Annotated in this window: 10 protein-coding genes; 3 read left to right on the top strand and 7 right to left on the bottom strand. The window is 75.4% G+C overall.

The genetic code is table 11. From position 1 onward, the window contains the following. Window positions 1–150: 150 nt before the first annotated feature. From VR45_RS46880 to ssd, 6 genes are all read right to left on the bottom strand, one after another. A complete protein-coding gene (locus VR45_RS46880; RefSeq protein WP_159394197.1) occupies window positions 151–624 on the bottom strand; it encodes a TadE family type IV pilus minor pilin in 474 nt (157 codons plus the stop codon). Next, entirely contained in the window at window positions 614–808 is a 195-nt protein-coding gene (locus tag VR45_RS12625) for a DUF4244 domain-containing protein (RefSeq protein ID WP_045939804.1), read from the bottom strand. The genes VR45_RS46880 and VR45_RS12625 overlap by 11 nt, the downstream gene beginning before the upstream one ends. A gap of 227 nt (window positions 809–1,035) precedes the next feature. Then, a complete protein-coding gene (locus VR45_RS12620; RefSeq protein WP_045939797.1) occupies window positions 1,036–1,860 on the bottom strand; it encodes a type II secretion system F family protein in 825 nt (274 codons plus the stop codon). 110 nt (window positions 1,861–1,970) lie between these two features. Further along, the gene (locus tag VR45_RS12615) at window positions 1,971–3,194 is read right to left on the bottom strand and encodes a hypothetical protein (RefSeq protein ID WP_199925938.1); all 1,224 of its coding nucleotides are present in this window, start codon (window positions 3,192–3,194) and stop codon (window positions 1,971–1,973) included. A 108-nt stretch (window positions 3,195–3,302) separates the two neighbouring features. Continuing rightward, complete coding sequence (locus VR45_RS12610; protein WP_078896464.1) at window positions 3,303–4,709, bottom strand: TadA family conjugal transfer-associated ATPase; 1,407 nt, start codon at window positions 4,707–4,709, stop codon at window positions 3,303–3,305. Then, on the bottom strand, window positions 4,709–5,830 hold the full coding sequence (gene ssd, locus VR45_RS12605) for a septum site-determining protein Ssd (RefSeq protein WP_045939796.1): 1,122 nt from the start codon (window positions 5,828–5,830) through the stop codon (window positions 4,709–4,711). Before ssd ends, VR45_RS12610 begins: the two co-directional genes overlap by 1 nt. A 904-nt stretch (window positions 5,831–6,734) precedes the next feature. Here ssd and VR45_RS12600 point away from each other — a divergent pair. Next, a complete protein-coding gene (locus VR45_RS12600; protein WP_045939801.1) occupies window positions 6,735–7,511 on the top strand; it encodes an HAD-IB family hydrolase in 777 nt (258 codons plus the stop codon). A gap of 442 nt (window positions 7,512–7,953) precedes the next feature. Here the strand turns inward: VR45_RS12600 and VR45_RS12595 are convergent, their stop codons facing one another. Then, window positions 7,954–8,868 carry a hypothetical protein gene (locus VR45_RS12595; RefSeq protein WP_045939795.1) on the bottom strand — a complete coding sequence of 305 codons (915 nt, stop codon included), beginning with the start codon at window positions 8,866–8,868 and terminating at the stop codon, window positions 7,954–7,956. Between the two features lie 215 nt (window positions 8,869–9,083). On the opposite strand from VR45_RS12595, the gene VR45_RS12590 reads away from it, so the two are divergent. Together VR45_RS12590 and VR45_RS12585 are read left to right on the top strand one after the other, a co-directional pair. Then, on the top strand, window positions 9,084–10,073 hold the full coding sequence (locus VR45_RS12590; RefSeq protein ID WP_045939794.1) for an ATP-binding protein: 990 nt from the start codon (window positions 9,084–9,086) through the stop codon (window positions 10,071–10,073). 533 nt (window positions 10,074–10,606) lie between these two features. Further along, on the top strand, window positions 10,607–13,105 hold the full coding sequence (locus VR45_RS12585) for a SulP family inorganic anion transporter (RefSeq protein WP_078896462.1): 2,499 nt from the start codon (window positions 10,607–10,609) through the stop codon (window positions 13,103–13,105). Window positions 13,106–13,194 lie beyond the last annotated feature (89 nt).

Below are 13,194 nucleotides of genomic sequence, written 5' to 3'. Positions count from 1 at the left end.
CGGCCAGGTCCGCGGCGGACTCCGCGCGGTGGCGGGCCCCGACCACCACGCCCAATGAGAGCGCGGCGGTGAACGCCACACAGCCGAGCAGTACACCCGCCAGCAGCCAGACCGTCGCCGAGCCGGTGTCCGACCGCCGCCCACGAGCCCTCACCCCGGCCACGGACCACCACCTCCCTCCGCTCCTCGCAGGGTGTCCTCCCTGGCCGCGACCGCCGTGGCACTCACCCGCACCGCGAGCACCTCCGCGAACCGCCCCGGCGCCCCGTACGGCGCGTCCACGGTGACCCGGACGGTGTCGGGCGCCAGGTCGACCAGGACCGCCGCCCCGGGTGGCGCGGCCGCCCGCGCCACCCCGGCGGCGTCGGCCTCCCCACGCGCGGCCGCCCTGGCTCCCACTCGTGCCGCGTCGACACAGCGGAGTTGGGCGGCTGCCGCGAGGACGGCCCAGACCAGCAGCGCGGCCAGCAGCACCAGCGCCGGCAGCGCGACGGCGGTCTCGGCGGTGACGAACCCGGCGTCGCCGCGCCGTCGCCCCCTCGTCCACCTCGTCCACCTCGGCGGCCTGGACGGCCTGGGCGGCCTGGGCTCCAGGGGCGGCCCCGACGACGGGTCAGGTCGCATGGAGCGCCCGGTCCAGGGCGGCGTGCAGCGCGTCCATCACCGCCGCACTGGTCGCCACCTTGTAGAGCGCGGCCGCCACGGCGCACGCCCCGAGCGTGCCGACCGCGTACTCCGACGTGGTCATTCCCGCGTCCGGACCGCCGAGCCCGATCCGGCCCCGACGCCGAACCGCACGCCGGACCATGAGCCGGACCACGATCCGGGCCGAGTGCCGGTTCCGGACCACCGGCCTCCCGGGCTGGCGCCCCATGCCCGGGCCAACGCCCGCCGTCTTCCTCCCCGCGCCCGCCACGACCACAGGACCGATCGCCAGGTCCATGAGTTTCCTCCTTGCTTCGAATCCGACAAGAGAGCGCCGCACGGGCGGCCGCGCCGACCGATCGACAGACCGTCCGGCACACGGTCGATGCGTCACATCGACTGTGAGAAACGCGTGGTGAGCCCCACCACCACCGGGGCGACACCGATCAGGACGAACGCCGGGAGGAAGCACAGCCCGAGCGGGGCTGTCGCGAGCACTCCCGCCCGCCGGACCCGGGCGTGCGCCGCCCGGACGGCCTCGGCCCGTTGGCCGCTCGCCAGCCCGGCGAGCGCCGTTGCCGCCGGGGCTCCGCTCAGGCTCGTCCGGACCAGGCACCGGGCCAGCGGCGCCAGCGGCGGGTGCTCCTCCCCGAGCCGGTGCCAGCAGAGCTCCGGGGGTGCTCCCAGGGCGAGTTCGTTCGCCGTGGACAGCAGCCGGGGCCCCATCGGGGCACCGACGCTCCCGCCCACCGCCGCGACGGCCGCTGCCGGCGAGGCGGCCGAACCGAGGCAGGCCGCCAGAAGTTCGGCGGTGAGCGGCAACTGCCGCAGCAGTCGTGCCTCGTCAAGTTCGGCCCGCCGCTCCGCCGGTGACTTCGCCCGGGGCAGCCACCGGTGCAACCCGGCCGCCAGCAGTCCGCCCGTCACCAGACCCGCCGTGCCGCCGAGGAAGACCGCCGCTCCGAACCCGGCGCCCAGCGCCGTCGCCGCCCGCCGGACCCACCCCGGCAGGGCCGGACTCCCCCGTGCCGTCGGCCGGCGCCGCAGCGTCCTCCCGCCGGCGCGCCCTCGGCGCGACCGCTCCTCGTCACCCAGCAGGGCAGCCGCCCTCCGACGCGCACACCACCGGCGCCGGGCCCGGGCTCCGGCCGTCGCTCCCGCCAGCACCGCCACAACACACACCAACGGCGCCGCGCCCTCGGCCACCCACTCCATCCGTCTCCCTCCTCCCACTCGACTCCCTCCTGCGCGCCCACCGCTGCGGCCGCCCTCTCGGGCCGTCACGGGGCCCGGCGCCACCACGCACGCCCGGCCCACCACCCGGGTCACCACGGCAGTACCTCCCGCCGGAACGCCCCGCTCGGCCGCGCGGAGTGGCGCCCGGTGCGGGCCCGGGTGCGGGTGATCCCGCAGCGCCACTCCTCGGGCCCGTCGACGCCGCTCCAGCCCGACGCCCGACCCAGTGCCCGGCCCGACTCATGGCCGGGCTCATCGCCCGGGGCGGCCCCCAGAGCACCGTCGGCGGCCGCTTGGACGATGCGGGCCGTCCAGACCAGGCCCAGCCCCTCCATGGCCGCGCCCACCGCCAGGGAGGCCAGCCCGGCGGGCGTGTGGAGCAGCACCTCCAGCGGCCGGGCGCCGAGTGCCGCGCCGAGCAGCAGCCCCGCCAGCGGCAGGGCCGCCAGGACCGCGATGGTGGTGCGCGGCGCCGCGAGTTCGGCGGCGATCTCCTCCGCCAGCGCCCGCTCGACGCGCAGCGCCTCGGCCACCCCGTCCAGCCCGGCCGCCAGACCCGAACCACCGGCGGAGGCGACCTCCCAGCAGGCGGCCACCGCCGCCGCCCCGCTCCCGCCCGGCCGTTCGGCGAGCAGCCGGAACGCCGCGGGCACGTCCGCGCCGTACCGGCCGGCGGCGAGCCGGGCGACCGGCTCGGCACCGATCCGCTCCAGCACCGACCGGTCGGCCGCGATCCTCGTGGTCACCAGGTGGAGCGCCTGCTCGGGTGTCGCCCCGCCGCGCAACTCACCCGCCAGTCCGGCGCACAGCTCCACCACGGCGGCCGACCGGTACCGCGCCTCGGCCGCCGCGGCGCGGCGCGACCGCCACCTGCGTGCCGGCAGGACGGCAGGGAGCGCCGCCAGCACCGGGACGGGCGACGCCGTCGCCCACCCCACCGCCAACCCACCCGGAACGAGCAGCAGTTCCGGCGCCCGCCGAACAGCCCGCCAGGGACCGCCCGACCACCGCACGACCGCTGCCACCGGTCGCGCCCCCCCACGGCCCTCGCCCTCGCCCTCGGCGCCGCCCCCGCTCCCACTCCCGCCGGAGCCGCCCGCGGCCCCGGTCAGCACCGCACCAGCCCGACGAGCACCCGCCAACTGCCCCTGCAGCCGGCACCACCCCGCCACCGCGACAACGGCCAGCACCAGCCAGCACCCCAGCACAACCCCGTACAGTTCCAAGGCCTTTGCCTCCCTCCTCGTCCCGACCACCACACCGAGCACCACACCGGCCGACAGGCCGACCGCGACACCGACCGCGACCACCACCCGTCCTCCGTCGGCCCCTCCACCCGCTCCCCGGCCCGAGGAGCAGCAGCGCACCCACCGCGCAGCCGCACAGCATCAGCAGGAACACCCCCTCCACCGGGCCCGCCGTCACGGCGGCCCGGCCGCGAGGACGACCCCACGGGCGGCGAGCAGCCGGCCGAGCCGGGACCAGCCGGGCCCCGCCACCGTGCCGCCGTCCGCCGTGAACGTCACGGCGGGCGTGGTGACGGCCAGCCCTTGCCGGTCGCCGCCCAGGGTGTGGATCTCGGCCACCCGGCGCCTCCCGGTGCCCGGTTCCCGCACCAGGTGCACCACCAGGTCGAGGGCCGCCCGGAGTTGGCTGTGCAGGGCCGGCCGGTCCATCCCGGCCAGCGAGCCGAGCGCCTCCAGTCGGACCGGTACGTCCGCCGCCGTGTTGGCGTGGACCGTCCCGGTGCCGCCCTCGTGGCCGGTGTTGAGGGCGGCCAGCAGGTCGGCCACCTCGGCCCCGCGCACCTCACCGATCACCAGCCGGTCGGGGCGCATCCGCAGCGCCTGGCGGACGAGGTCCCGCAGGGTCAGCTCGCCCAGCCCCTCCTGATTGGGCGGCCTGGCCTGGAGCCGCACCACGTGCGGGTGGTCGGGAAGGAGTTCGGCGGAGTCCTCGGCGACGACGATCCGCTCCTCCGGACCGACCAGGCCGAGCAACGCCGCGAGGAGCGTGGTCTTCCCGGTGCCGGTCCCCCCGCTCACCAGCAGCGAGAGCCGGGCCCGCACAACGGCGGCCAGCAGCTCGCCGCCGCCCGGCGGGAGTGCCCCGCCCGCCACCAACTCGTCGACGGTGAAGGGCCGGGAGCGGCACACCCGCAGTGAGATGTGGGTGCACCCGGCGGCGATCGGCGGCAGGACGGCGTGCAGTCGCGTGCCGTCCGGCAGCCGGGCGTCCACCCAGGGCCGCGCGTCGTCGAGCCGCCGCCCGGCCGCCGTGGCGAGGCGGTGGGCCAGCCGCCGCACCGCCTCGGCGTCGGCGAACCGGACGCCGGTGGCCCGGCGCAGGCCGCCGCCCCGGTCGAACCAGATCTCGTCCGGCCCGTTGACCAGGACGTCCGTGACATCGGGCGCCGCCAGCAGCCGCTCCAGCGGGCCCGCACCCACCAGTTCGGCACACAGCGAGCGCACGGTGTCGAGGACGTCGTCACCACCGAGCGGTGGCCGGGCGGCCCGCAGGGCGGTCGCCACCGAACCGGCGGTCGGCACGGCCCCGGACTCGGCCAACCGCAGGCGGACGGCGTCCACCAGCGCGGCGGCGCGCTCCTCCCGCGCCGTCCGCCCGTAGGGGTTCGGTTCCGGCCCCGGCCGCGCCGCCGGGCCGCTCCCGGGGCCGGGCAGGCCCCGCAGCACCCGCCGCTCGCCCGGCCCGTCACCTCCGTGCGCCGACCGGTACCCGCCCGACGGCGCCGCTCCACCGGCCCCGTCGGCGCCCGGCCGACCGGTGCCGGGATCCCCGGCACCGCCCACCCTCCGCAGCCGCACCATCAGTACACACCCCCCTCGACCGCCGGCACCGTCGGCAGCACCTCGTCGAGGAAGGCCCCGCAGAACCTGGCGAGCGGCCCGCCCTCGCGGAGGCCGGGCGGCACCCCCTGTTCGAGGTCGACGGCCAGGCCCGGCTCCGGATCCAGCACCCCGGCGAGCTGCATCCGCAGCCCCCGGGCGATCCGGTGCGCGGGGAGCCCGAACGGCCCCGGCGGGCGCACCACCACCCGCACGTCGTCGAGCCGCATCCGCACGGACGAGGCCACCCGGTCGGCGGCCGCCACCGCCCTCAGCTCGGCCGGCACCACCAGCAGCGCCGTGTCGGACTGCTCCAGCGCCTGCCCGGCCGCCGGGTCCAACCGCCGGGGCACGTCGACCACCACCAGGCCGCCGCCCCGGCGCGCGGCGGCGAGGACGCTGCGCATGGCCTCGGGCGGCACCGCCGGGGTGTCGCCGCGGTCCCAGGACAGACAGGCCAGCGTGCCGAGCCGCTTGAGTGCGGGCAGCGCCCGGGCCAGCTCGGGACCGCTGACCCGGCCCCGGGAACCGGCGAGGTCCGGCCAGCGCAGGCCCGCCGCCGTCTCGCCGCCGAGCAGGATGTCGAGCCCGCCGCCGAGCGGGTCGCCGTCGACGAGGACGGTGCGCAGGCCCCGGCGCGCGGCGGTGACCGCGAGCGCGCAGGCCAGGGTGGAGGCGCCCGCACCGCCCCGGCCGCCGAGGACGGCGACGGTGCGGGCGGGCGGGCCGACGCCCTCGACGGCGTCGGCGATCCGGTCGAGCAGCCAGGTCTCCGCGTCCGGCAGGAACAGCACGTGCTCCGCGCCGAGTTGGACGGCCCTGACCCAGACGCCCGCGTCGTCGAGGTCCAGCCCGAGCAGGAGCACCCCCGGTCTGCGGGGCATCGCGGCGCAGTGCCCGGCCCGGTCGTCGCCGACCAGGACCAGCGAGGCCTCCTCCCAGAGCTCGCGCGGCGGCGCGCCCCGGATCAGCCTCGGGTCGGTGCCGGCCGCCGCACAGATCCGCAGCAGGTGCTCGGCCAGGGCGTCGTTCCCGGTGAGAACGAGCGGCCGGGCGGGCTCGGGCCCGCCGGTGGCGGCGTGGTCGGTGATGGGCTTCGACATGGCGGCTCCCCTGTCCCGGTGCCCGGCCGCGCACGGCGGCCGGGCACACCTACGAAAGGTCCGGCAGTCGGCCGAGGGCCCCTGGGATCGGACCCGGCAACCGCTGCCGGGCATCACGTTGGACGGTGATCCCGATTCCGTCCTCCGGGTTCCGATTCCCTGTGGACAACTCGGGGGCTGTGGAGGAAAACGTTCACCCGGACGGGGGGCTATTGGACAAAGAATTGACTAATCGGGCTCACGGAGATGAACCGCCATACCTGGCGGAGCGGGATAGCGACGCACGCACCAGGCGCTCCCCGGAGCAGGTCCGAGCCTCATTCCAGGGGCGGTGGCTCCGGAGCCGGACATGACCAAAGCTCTACGGAGAGTGACGAAAACGTCGAGACAGTCGGGCGGACCGACACCCCCTGTAGAGATCGCCCGGATCAACCGGCGGATCCGCCGGGCCGGCCGTCCAAGCCCCGAAAATGGCTCCGGACGTGCGACGACCCCCGCCGGGGGGGAGAGCGGGGGTCGTCTATCCACGGCCCGACTCGGGGGGGAGGAGCCGGACCGGGTTAGCACGGTCGCGAACGATCCGTGACTTCCATGGTGTACCCGAGCGGCCAGAAACACAAACCCGCACGCCCACGAGTACGCCGAATGGCGGGCAGTTTTGCGGAGCCCTCTATCCTCGGTTCCCGTGGACACCACCGAGAACGCCGACGAGTACGCCGACGAGTCCCCGGACTCCACCGCCGCAGCAGCCGCAGCCGCCGCCGGAACCGATGGGGCCCCCGGGTCCGACGGGACGGCCGTGACCGGCGCGCAGCCAGGAACGACCGGCTCCGGCCCGTCCGCGACCCGTCCGGCGGCCGCGCGCCCGCGCCCGGCCGGCCCGCGGACCGCCGCCTTCTTCGACCTGGACAAGACGATCATCGCCAAGTCGAGCGCCCTGGCGTTCAGCCGTCCGTTCTACCAGGGCGGCCTGATCAACCGTCGGGCCGTCCTGCGAAGTGCGTACGCCCAGTTCGTCTTTCTGGTGGGCGGCGCGGACCACGACCAGATGGAGAAGATGCGGCAGTACCTCTCCGCACTGACCCGGGGCTGGAACGTGCAGCAGGTCCGCGAGATCGTCGCCGAGACCCTGCACAACCTGATCGATCCGATCATCTACGACGAGGCCGCCTCGCTCATCGAGCAGCACCACGCGGCCGGCCGGGACGTGGTCATCGTCAGCAGCTCCGGCTCCGAGGTGGTCGAGCCGATCGGCGCGCTGCTCGGCGCGGACCACGTGATCGCCACCCGGCTGCAGATCGAGGACGGCTGCTACACCGGCGAGATCGAGTACTACGCCTACGCCGAGAACAAGGCTGCCGCCATCCGGGAGTTGGCCGAGGTCGAGGGCTACGACCTGGCCGAGTGCTACGCCTACAGCGACTCGTCGACGGACCTGCCCCTGCTGGAGGCCGTCGGCCACCCGTCGGCGGTCAACCCCGACCGGGCGCTGCGCAAGGAGGCGCTGGCGCGGGAGTGGCCGGTGCTGGTCTTCGACCGGCCGGTGGAACTCCGGCGACGGCTCCCGGAGTTCTCGGCGCCGAGCCGCTCGGTGCTGACGGCGGTGGCGGTCGGCGCGGCGGTGCTGACGGCCGGCGCCGTCTGGTACGCGACCCGTCGGCGGCACCGTCCCTCGACCTGACCGGTCGGGGCCCCGACCGAGGCGGCGTCGACCCGGCACACCTTGGACAAAACGGGCAAAAGTCGAAGACTTCTCATTTCGGGTTCCCCTTTCGCCCGAAACGCGATACAAAGGAATCACGGCCCGCGAGACCCGGTCAGGACCTAAGAGGTCAAACCGACAACGCAGTTCAGGCCCCACGGACCGTGTGCACAGATAACCGAGCACCCACATGCAGCCGACCCGCTGTCGGGCCGCCGCACCAGACGAACGGGCAGGATCCCCGTCTGATCGGCACTTTCCGGTGCATGCATGGTCACCCGGCATCTGTGCCAGCGGCGGCACCCGGTAACAGGTGCCGCCGCATCCTTGTGCCCGGCGCCCGTCCGGAGCCCGCCCCACCCCTGGGCCCGCCCGCGACTCGTCCGCGCACCGACCGGGGGCCAGCCCGCACCCCGCCCGCTCAGACCATGCCGCGCTGCATCGCCTCGCAGACCGCCGTGCTCTCCCGGACCCCGAGCCGCAGCGCCCGCCCGCAGTGGCCGATCCAGGCCGCCAGCCCCTCCGGCGTCCCCGCCAGGTAGCCGGCCAGGGCCCGCCGGTAGGCGTCCGTCCCCAGCTCCACGAGCCCCACCTCGGCCGGGCAGATCGACTTCGGGTCGAGGCCCTCCGCGATCAGCACGATCCGCGCGGCGGCGCGGGCGATCAGGCCGTTGTACGAGCCGAACGGCCGCAGCGCCAGCAGCTCGCCGTGCACGACCGAGGAGACCACCAGGGCCGGTGTCCCGACACCCTGGCCCTCGGCGCGGGCCACCAGCAGCCGGGACAGCTGGTCCAGCCGGGCGGCGACCTCCTCCGGGCCGGGCGCCGCCGGCAGGGCCGGCACGAGCCCGGCCGGAGCGGTCGTCGCGGCGGCCGGGGCCACGTCCGCCGCGACCCCTTCGGCCGGCTTCAGCTCCAGCGGGAACAGGTCCTCGACGCCCTCCCCGGCCTGCCTCGGCCGGCCCGCCACGGGGTCGGCGTCACCGACCGCCAGCAGGTGCAGCCGGGCCAGCACCTGGAGCGGCGAGTGCCGCCAGATGCTCAGCAGCTGCCCCGCCTCGGCGGCGATCCGCAGGGAGGCGCCCACCGTCCGGGTCTCGGGGTCGGCGCCGAAGTCGCTGCGACGGCGGACCTCCTCCAGCGGCCAGTCCGAGCCCGCCAGCGCCGCGGAGGCGCGGGCGCCGCGCAGGGCCGACTCGGAGGTGACCTCGGCCGCGCGGCGGCGCATCACCCGGTGGCCGTAGAGGCGGTCGACGGCCTTGCGCACCTCGGCCACCGAGTCGGGCACCCCGGGGAGCTGGGCCAGCGGGGCGAGGGGATCTGTTCCAGTGCTCACCTACCCGAGAGTAATGAACCGGACGCCCCTGCCGGAACAGCAACCACGCATCACCCGTTCGAGGCAATCCTCACTTCCCTCCCGCAAACGGCCCGAAACCCCGGATAGCATGACTGTCGAAGACGATAACGATTTCCAACTCGGGAGATCGTCGACCTCGTCGCGGCGCGGACCGCGGACGCGGCGGGTCCTGGAGCGAGAGCCGGAGTCCCAAGATGAAGATCGCCTTCGTCGGCAAGGGTGGCAGCGGCAAGACCACGCTGTCCGCACTGTTCATCCGCCACCTGGCCGCCGCGGGCCGCCCGGTCCTCGCCGTCGACGCCGACATCAACCAGCACCTCGGCCCGGCCCTCGGGCTGACGGACGACCAGTCCGCCGCCCTGCCCTCGCTCGGGGCCCACCTGCCCGGCATCAAGGAGTACCTGCGCGGCGGCAACCCGCTGATCCGCTCCGCCGAGGAAATGATCAAGACCACTCCGCCGGGGCGCGGTTCGCGGCTGCTCCGGATCGTCGAGGAGAACCCGGTCTACGCGGCCTGCGCCCGCCCGATCGCGCTCGACGAGGGCTCGGTGCGGCTCCTGGCGACCGGCGCGTTCACCGAGGAGGACCTCGGCGTCGCCTGCTACCACTCCAAGGTCGGCGCGGTCGAGCTGCTGCTGAACCACCTGGTCGACAGCCGGGACGAGTACGTGGTGACCGACATGACCGCCGGCTCCGACTCCTTCGCCTCGGGCCTGTTCACCCGCTTCGACCTCACCTTCCTGGTGGCCGAGCCCACCCGCAAGGGCGTCTCGGTGTACCGCCAGTACCGCGACTACGCGCAGGACTTCGACGTCCGGCTGCGGGTGGTCGGCAACAAGGTGCAGAGCCAGGACGACCTGGACTTCCTCCGCCGGGAGGTCGGCGAGGACCTGCTGACCTCCTTCGGGCACTCCGACTGGGTGCGTCGGCTGGAGCAGGGCGCGCAGCCGCCGCTGCGCGCCCTCGAAGCCGCCAACCGCGCGGTGCTGGACGAGCTGAGGACGGCGGCGGACGCCGCGTACGACCTGCGGGACCCGCGCCGCTATACCGAGCAGGCCGTCCTCTTCCACTTGCGCAACGCCGAGAGCTGGGCGAACGCCAAGGTCGGCATCGACCTCGCCACCCAGGTCGACCCGGACTTCGTGCTCGGCGACGAGCCCGCGGCGGCCGGCGCGGCCGTCTGACCGGAGCGGCACCGCGCAGCGCCGACGCGGAGCACCACGGCGCGGCACCACCGCAGCGACCAGGGCCGCGGTCCCAGAACGGGGCCGCGGCCCTCGTACGTCCGCCCCGGCGCGACCTGGGGCACCGCCCACAGCACTGGCACAGCACCGGCGCAGCAGCGGCCGCAGCCCCGCCACCAGCAGATTCCCATCCGTTCGACCACCACCCAATGGGGTGAATCAGGCGGATATTGCCTGTCGCTCCGGATGACGCTGTGCAAAGCTCTCATTACCCTCGGTTTACCGAGTCTTGATGTTCCGCATCCGTTCCGGTGCTCCTCGCCGTGGCCTGGCTCCTCCCAGCGCCCCGCCGAGCGACCGCCGGAGCCCCCGATGGTCCAAGGCCCGGCCGGTGACACCCGCACTCCCGGCCCGTCCGCACCATCCCGCCACACCGTCGCGACCCACGACAGCCGATCCGCTCCACCGAGCCCATGACCGGACTCACCGCCGGACCTGACTGCGTTCGTTCCCCCGGACAGACGGGAAGACCCATGACCCTCGACATCTCCAGCGCACCCATCGCCTCCGACACCACCGACCACGCCCCGCCGGGTCGACGCCCCCGCGCCTCCTGGGCGCAGGACCTCTCGGCCTCCCTGGTGGTCTTCCTCATCGCCGTGCCGTTCTCCCTCGGCATCGCCCTGGCCACCGGCGCCCCGCTCACTGCGGGCCTCGCCGCCGCGGCCGTCGGCGGCATCGTGGTCGGACTGTTCGGCGGGACCCCGCTGCAGGTGAGCGGCCCCTCCGCCGCGCTCACCGTGATCACGGCCGGGCTCATCACCCAGTACGGCTGGCAGGCGACCTGCGCCATCACGCTCGCCGCCGGCCTGCTCCAACTCCTGCTGGGAGTAAGGCGGGTGGCCCGGACCGCGCTGGCCGTGTCGCCCGCCATCGTGCACGGCATGCTGGCCGGTGTCGGCCTCGCCATCGCGATCGCGCAGTTGCACGTCGTCCTCGGCGGCTCCCCGCAGAGCTCGGCCCTGGCCAATCTGCTCGCCCTGCCGAACCAGCTGGCGGCCCCGCACCCGTCCGCCCTGGCCGTCGGCACGATCACCGCCGTAGTACTGCTCGGCTGGCCCCGGCTGGGCCGACTCCCCGGCCGGTACGGCGAGTTCGGCACCCGGCTGGCCAAGGTCCCCGGCCCGCTGGCCGCCGTCGCCGCCGCCACGGCGCTCGCGGTCACGCTGGACCTGCGACTCGCCCGGGTCGACCTGCCCGCCTGGCAGCCGCACGACCTCGTCCCCGACCTGCCGCACGGCCCGCCCCTCGCCGTCCTCGCCGCCGTGCTGACCGTCACCGCCGTGGCGAGTGTCGAATCACTGCTCTCCGCCGTCGCGGTGGACCGGATGTCGCACCGCACCGGGGACCTCGACCGCGAGCTGCGCGGCCAGGGGCTGGCCAACATGGTCAGCGGGCTGGTCGGCGGACTGCCGATCGCCGGCGGCGCGGTGCGCAGCACCGCCAACGTCCGCGCCGGGGCCCGCAGTCGCTGGTCCTCGGTGCTGCACGGAGTGTGGGTACTGGCGGCCGCGCTGGCCCTCACCGGCGGGCTGCGCCGGATCCCGCTCGCCGCGCTCGCCGCCCTGGTGCTGGTCGTCGGCCTGCAGATGGTGAGCTTCGCGCACATCCGGAAGGTCCACCGGCACCGGGAGTTCCCGGTCTACCTGGTCACCGTGGTCTCCGTGGTGCTGTTCGGCGTGCTGCCGGGTGTGGCGCTGGGCGCCGCGACGGCCGTGCTGCTCGCGCTCTACCGGTTGACCCGCGCGCACGTGGACGTGCTGGCCGGCCCCGACGGCGCGTTCACCGTGGAGACGCACGGCCCGCTGACCTTCGCCGCCGTGCCCCGGCTGAGCCGGGCACTCGCCGGTGTCCCGGCCGGTGCCGAGGTCGCCGTCGTGCACGACGGCTCCTTCCTGGACCACGCCGCCTACGAGACGCTGCACAGCTGGCGCACCGGTCACCAGGCGGGCGGCGGACGGGTGTCGATGGTGACCCGCCGCCAGGACGACGAGGTGCTCGACCCGGACGGCACCGTCCGCACCGGCAGCTCCCCCGGCCCGCACCGCTGCCGCGCGTGGACACCCTGGGTCGGCCACCACTGCATCGAACAGCAGGAGGACCCGCACGTCCGGCTGCTCGACGGGGTGCGGGTGTTCCAACTGCACACCGCCCCGCTGGTCCGGCCCGAACTGGCCCGGCTCGCCCGGGAGGGACAGACGCCCTCCCAGCTGTTCCTGACCTGTGCCGACTCCCGGATGGTCACCAGCATGATCACCAACAGCGGCCCCGGGGACCTCTTCACCGTGCGCAATGTCGGCAATCTGGTGCCGGCGCCGCACGAGCCGGGTGCGGCCGACGACTCGGTGGCGGCGGCGGTGCAGTACGCGGTCGAGGTGCTGGAGGTGCGGTCGATCACCGTCTGCGGGCACTCGGGCTGCGGGGCGATGAAGGCCCTGCTGGACGGGGTGCACGAGCAGCCCGGCCGACCGACTCCGCTGGCCCGCTGGCTGCGCAACGGCCGGGGCTCGCTGGACCGGCTGCGCCGGATCCCGGCGGAGTTCACCGACCGCCCGGTGGTCGATGTGACCGAGCAGCTCTGCGTCACCAATGTCGTCCAGCAACTGGACCAGCTGATGGCCAACCCGGCCGTGGAGCGGCGGGTCACCGAGGGCACCCTGCGGCTGGTCGGCATGTACTTCGACTTCGCCACCGCACAGGCCTATGTGCTCGACCCGGAGAGCGGCCGGTTCGGCCCGGTCGAGGCACTGGCGCCGACGCCCGCCACCGCCTGCGCGCCCACGCCCATGCCCACGCCCGCAGCCGCCGCAGCCCCAGCCGCACCGACGTCCGCCCCCGCGGCGCTGTCGTCCACCCCGCGCGGGGAGCACGACACGCCCGAACGAGTGAATGAATTCGAACAGGTTCCGACCACCGGTACCGTCGCCGCGGATCCGGCCAGGGACGGAGGAGGCCCCGGCCTGGCCGCCTGAGAGCCGGGCCCGCGTCCAGCCGGGCGGGCCAAGGACGCGGGCCCACCTCCTCGAGCCGTCCGAGACGCCTCCGACCTCGGGCGGCCGTT

Origin of the sequence: Streptomyces sp. NRRL S-495, assembly GCF_000966955.1 — a bacterium.
GTDB classification, from domain to species: domain Bacteria; phylum Actinomycetota; class Actinomycetes; order Streptomycetales; family Streptomycetaceae; genus Kitasatospora; species Kitasatospora purpeofusca.
Note: the sequence above shows the minus strand (reverse complement) of the source record. Positions and strands in the feature narration are given on the sequence as shown.

Coding starts and splice junctions, on each gene's coding strand:
- VR45_RS46880 (WP_159394197.1), bottom strand. CDS start 624: ATGCGACCTGACCCGTCGTCGGGGCCGCCCCTGGAGCCCAGGCCGCCC.
- VR45_RS12625 (WP_045939804.1), bottom strand. CDS start 808: ATGGTCCGGCGTGCGGTTCGGCGTCGGGGCCGGATCGGGCTCGGCGGT.
- VR45_RS12620 (WP_045939797.1), bottom strand. CDS start 1,860: ATGGAGTGGGTGGCCGAGGGCGCGGCGCCGTTGGTGTGTGTTGTGGCG.
- VR45_RS12610 (WP_078896464.1), bottom strand. CDS start 4,709: ATGGTGCGGCTGCGGAGGGTGGGCGGTGCCGGGGATCCCGGCACCGGT.
- ssd (WP_045939796.1), bottom strand. CDS start 5,830: ATGTCGAAGCCCATCACCGACCACGCCGCCACCGGCGGGCCCGAGCCC.
- VR45_RS12590 (WP_045939794.1), top strand. CDS start 9,084: ATGAAGATCGCCTTCGTCGGCAAGGGTGGCAGCGGCAAGACCACGCTG.
- VR45_RS12585 (WP_078896462.1), top strand. CDS start 10,607: ATGACCCTCGACATCTCCAGCGCACCCATCGCCTCCGACACCACCGAC.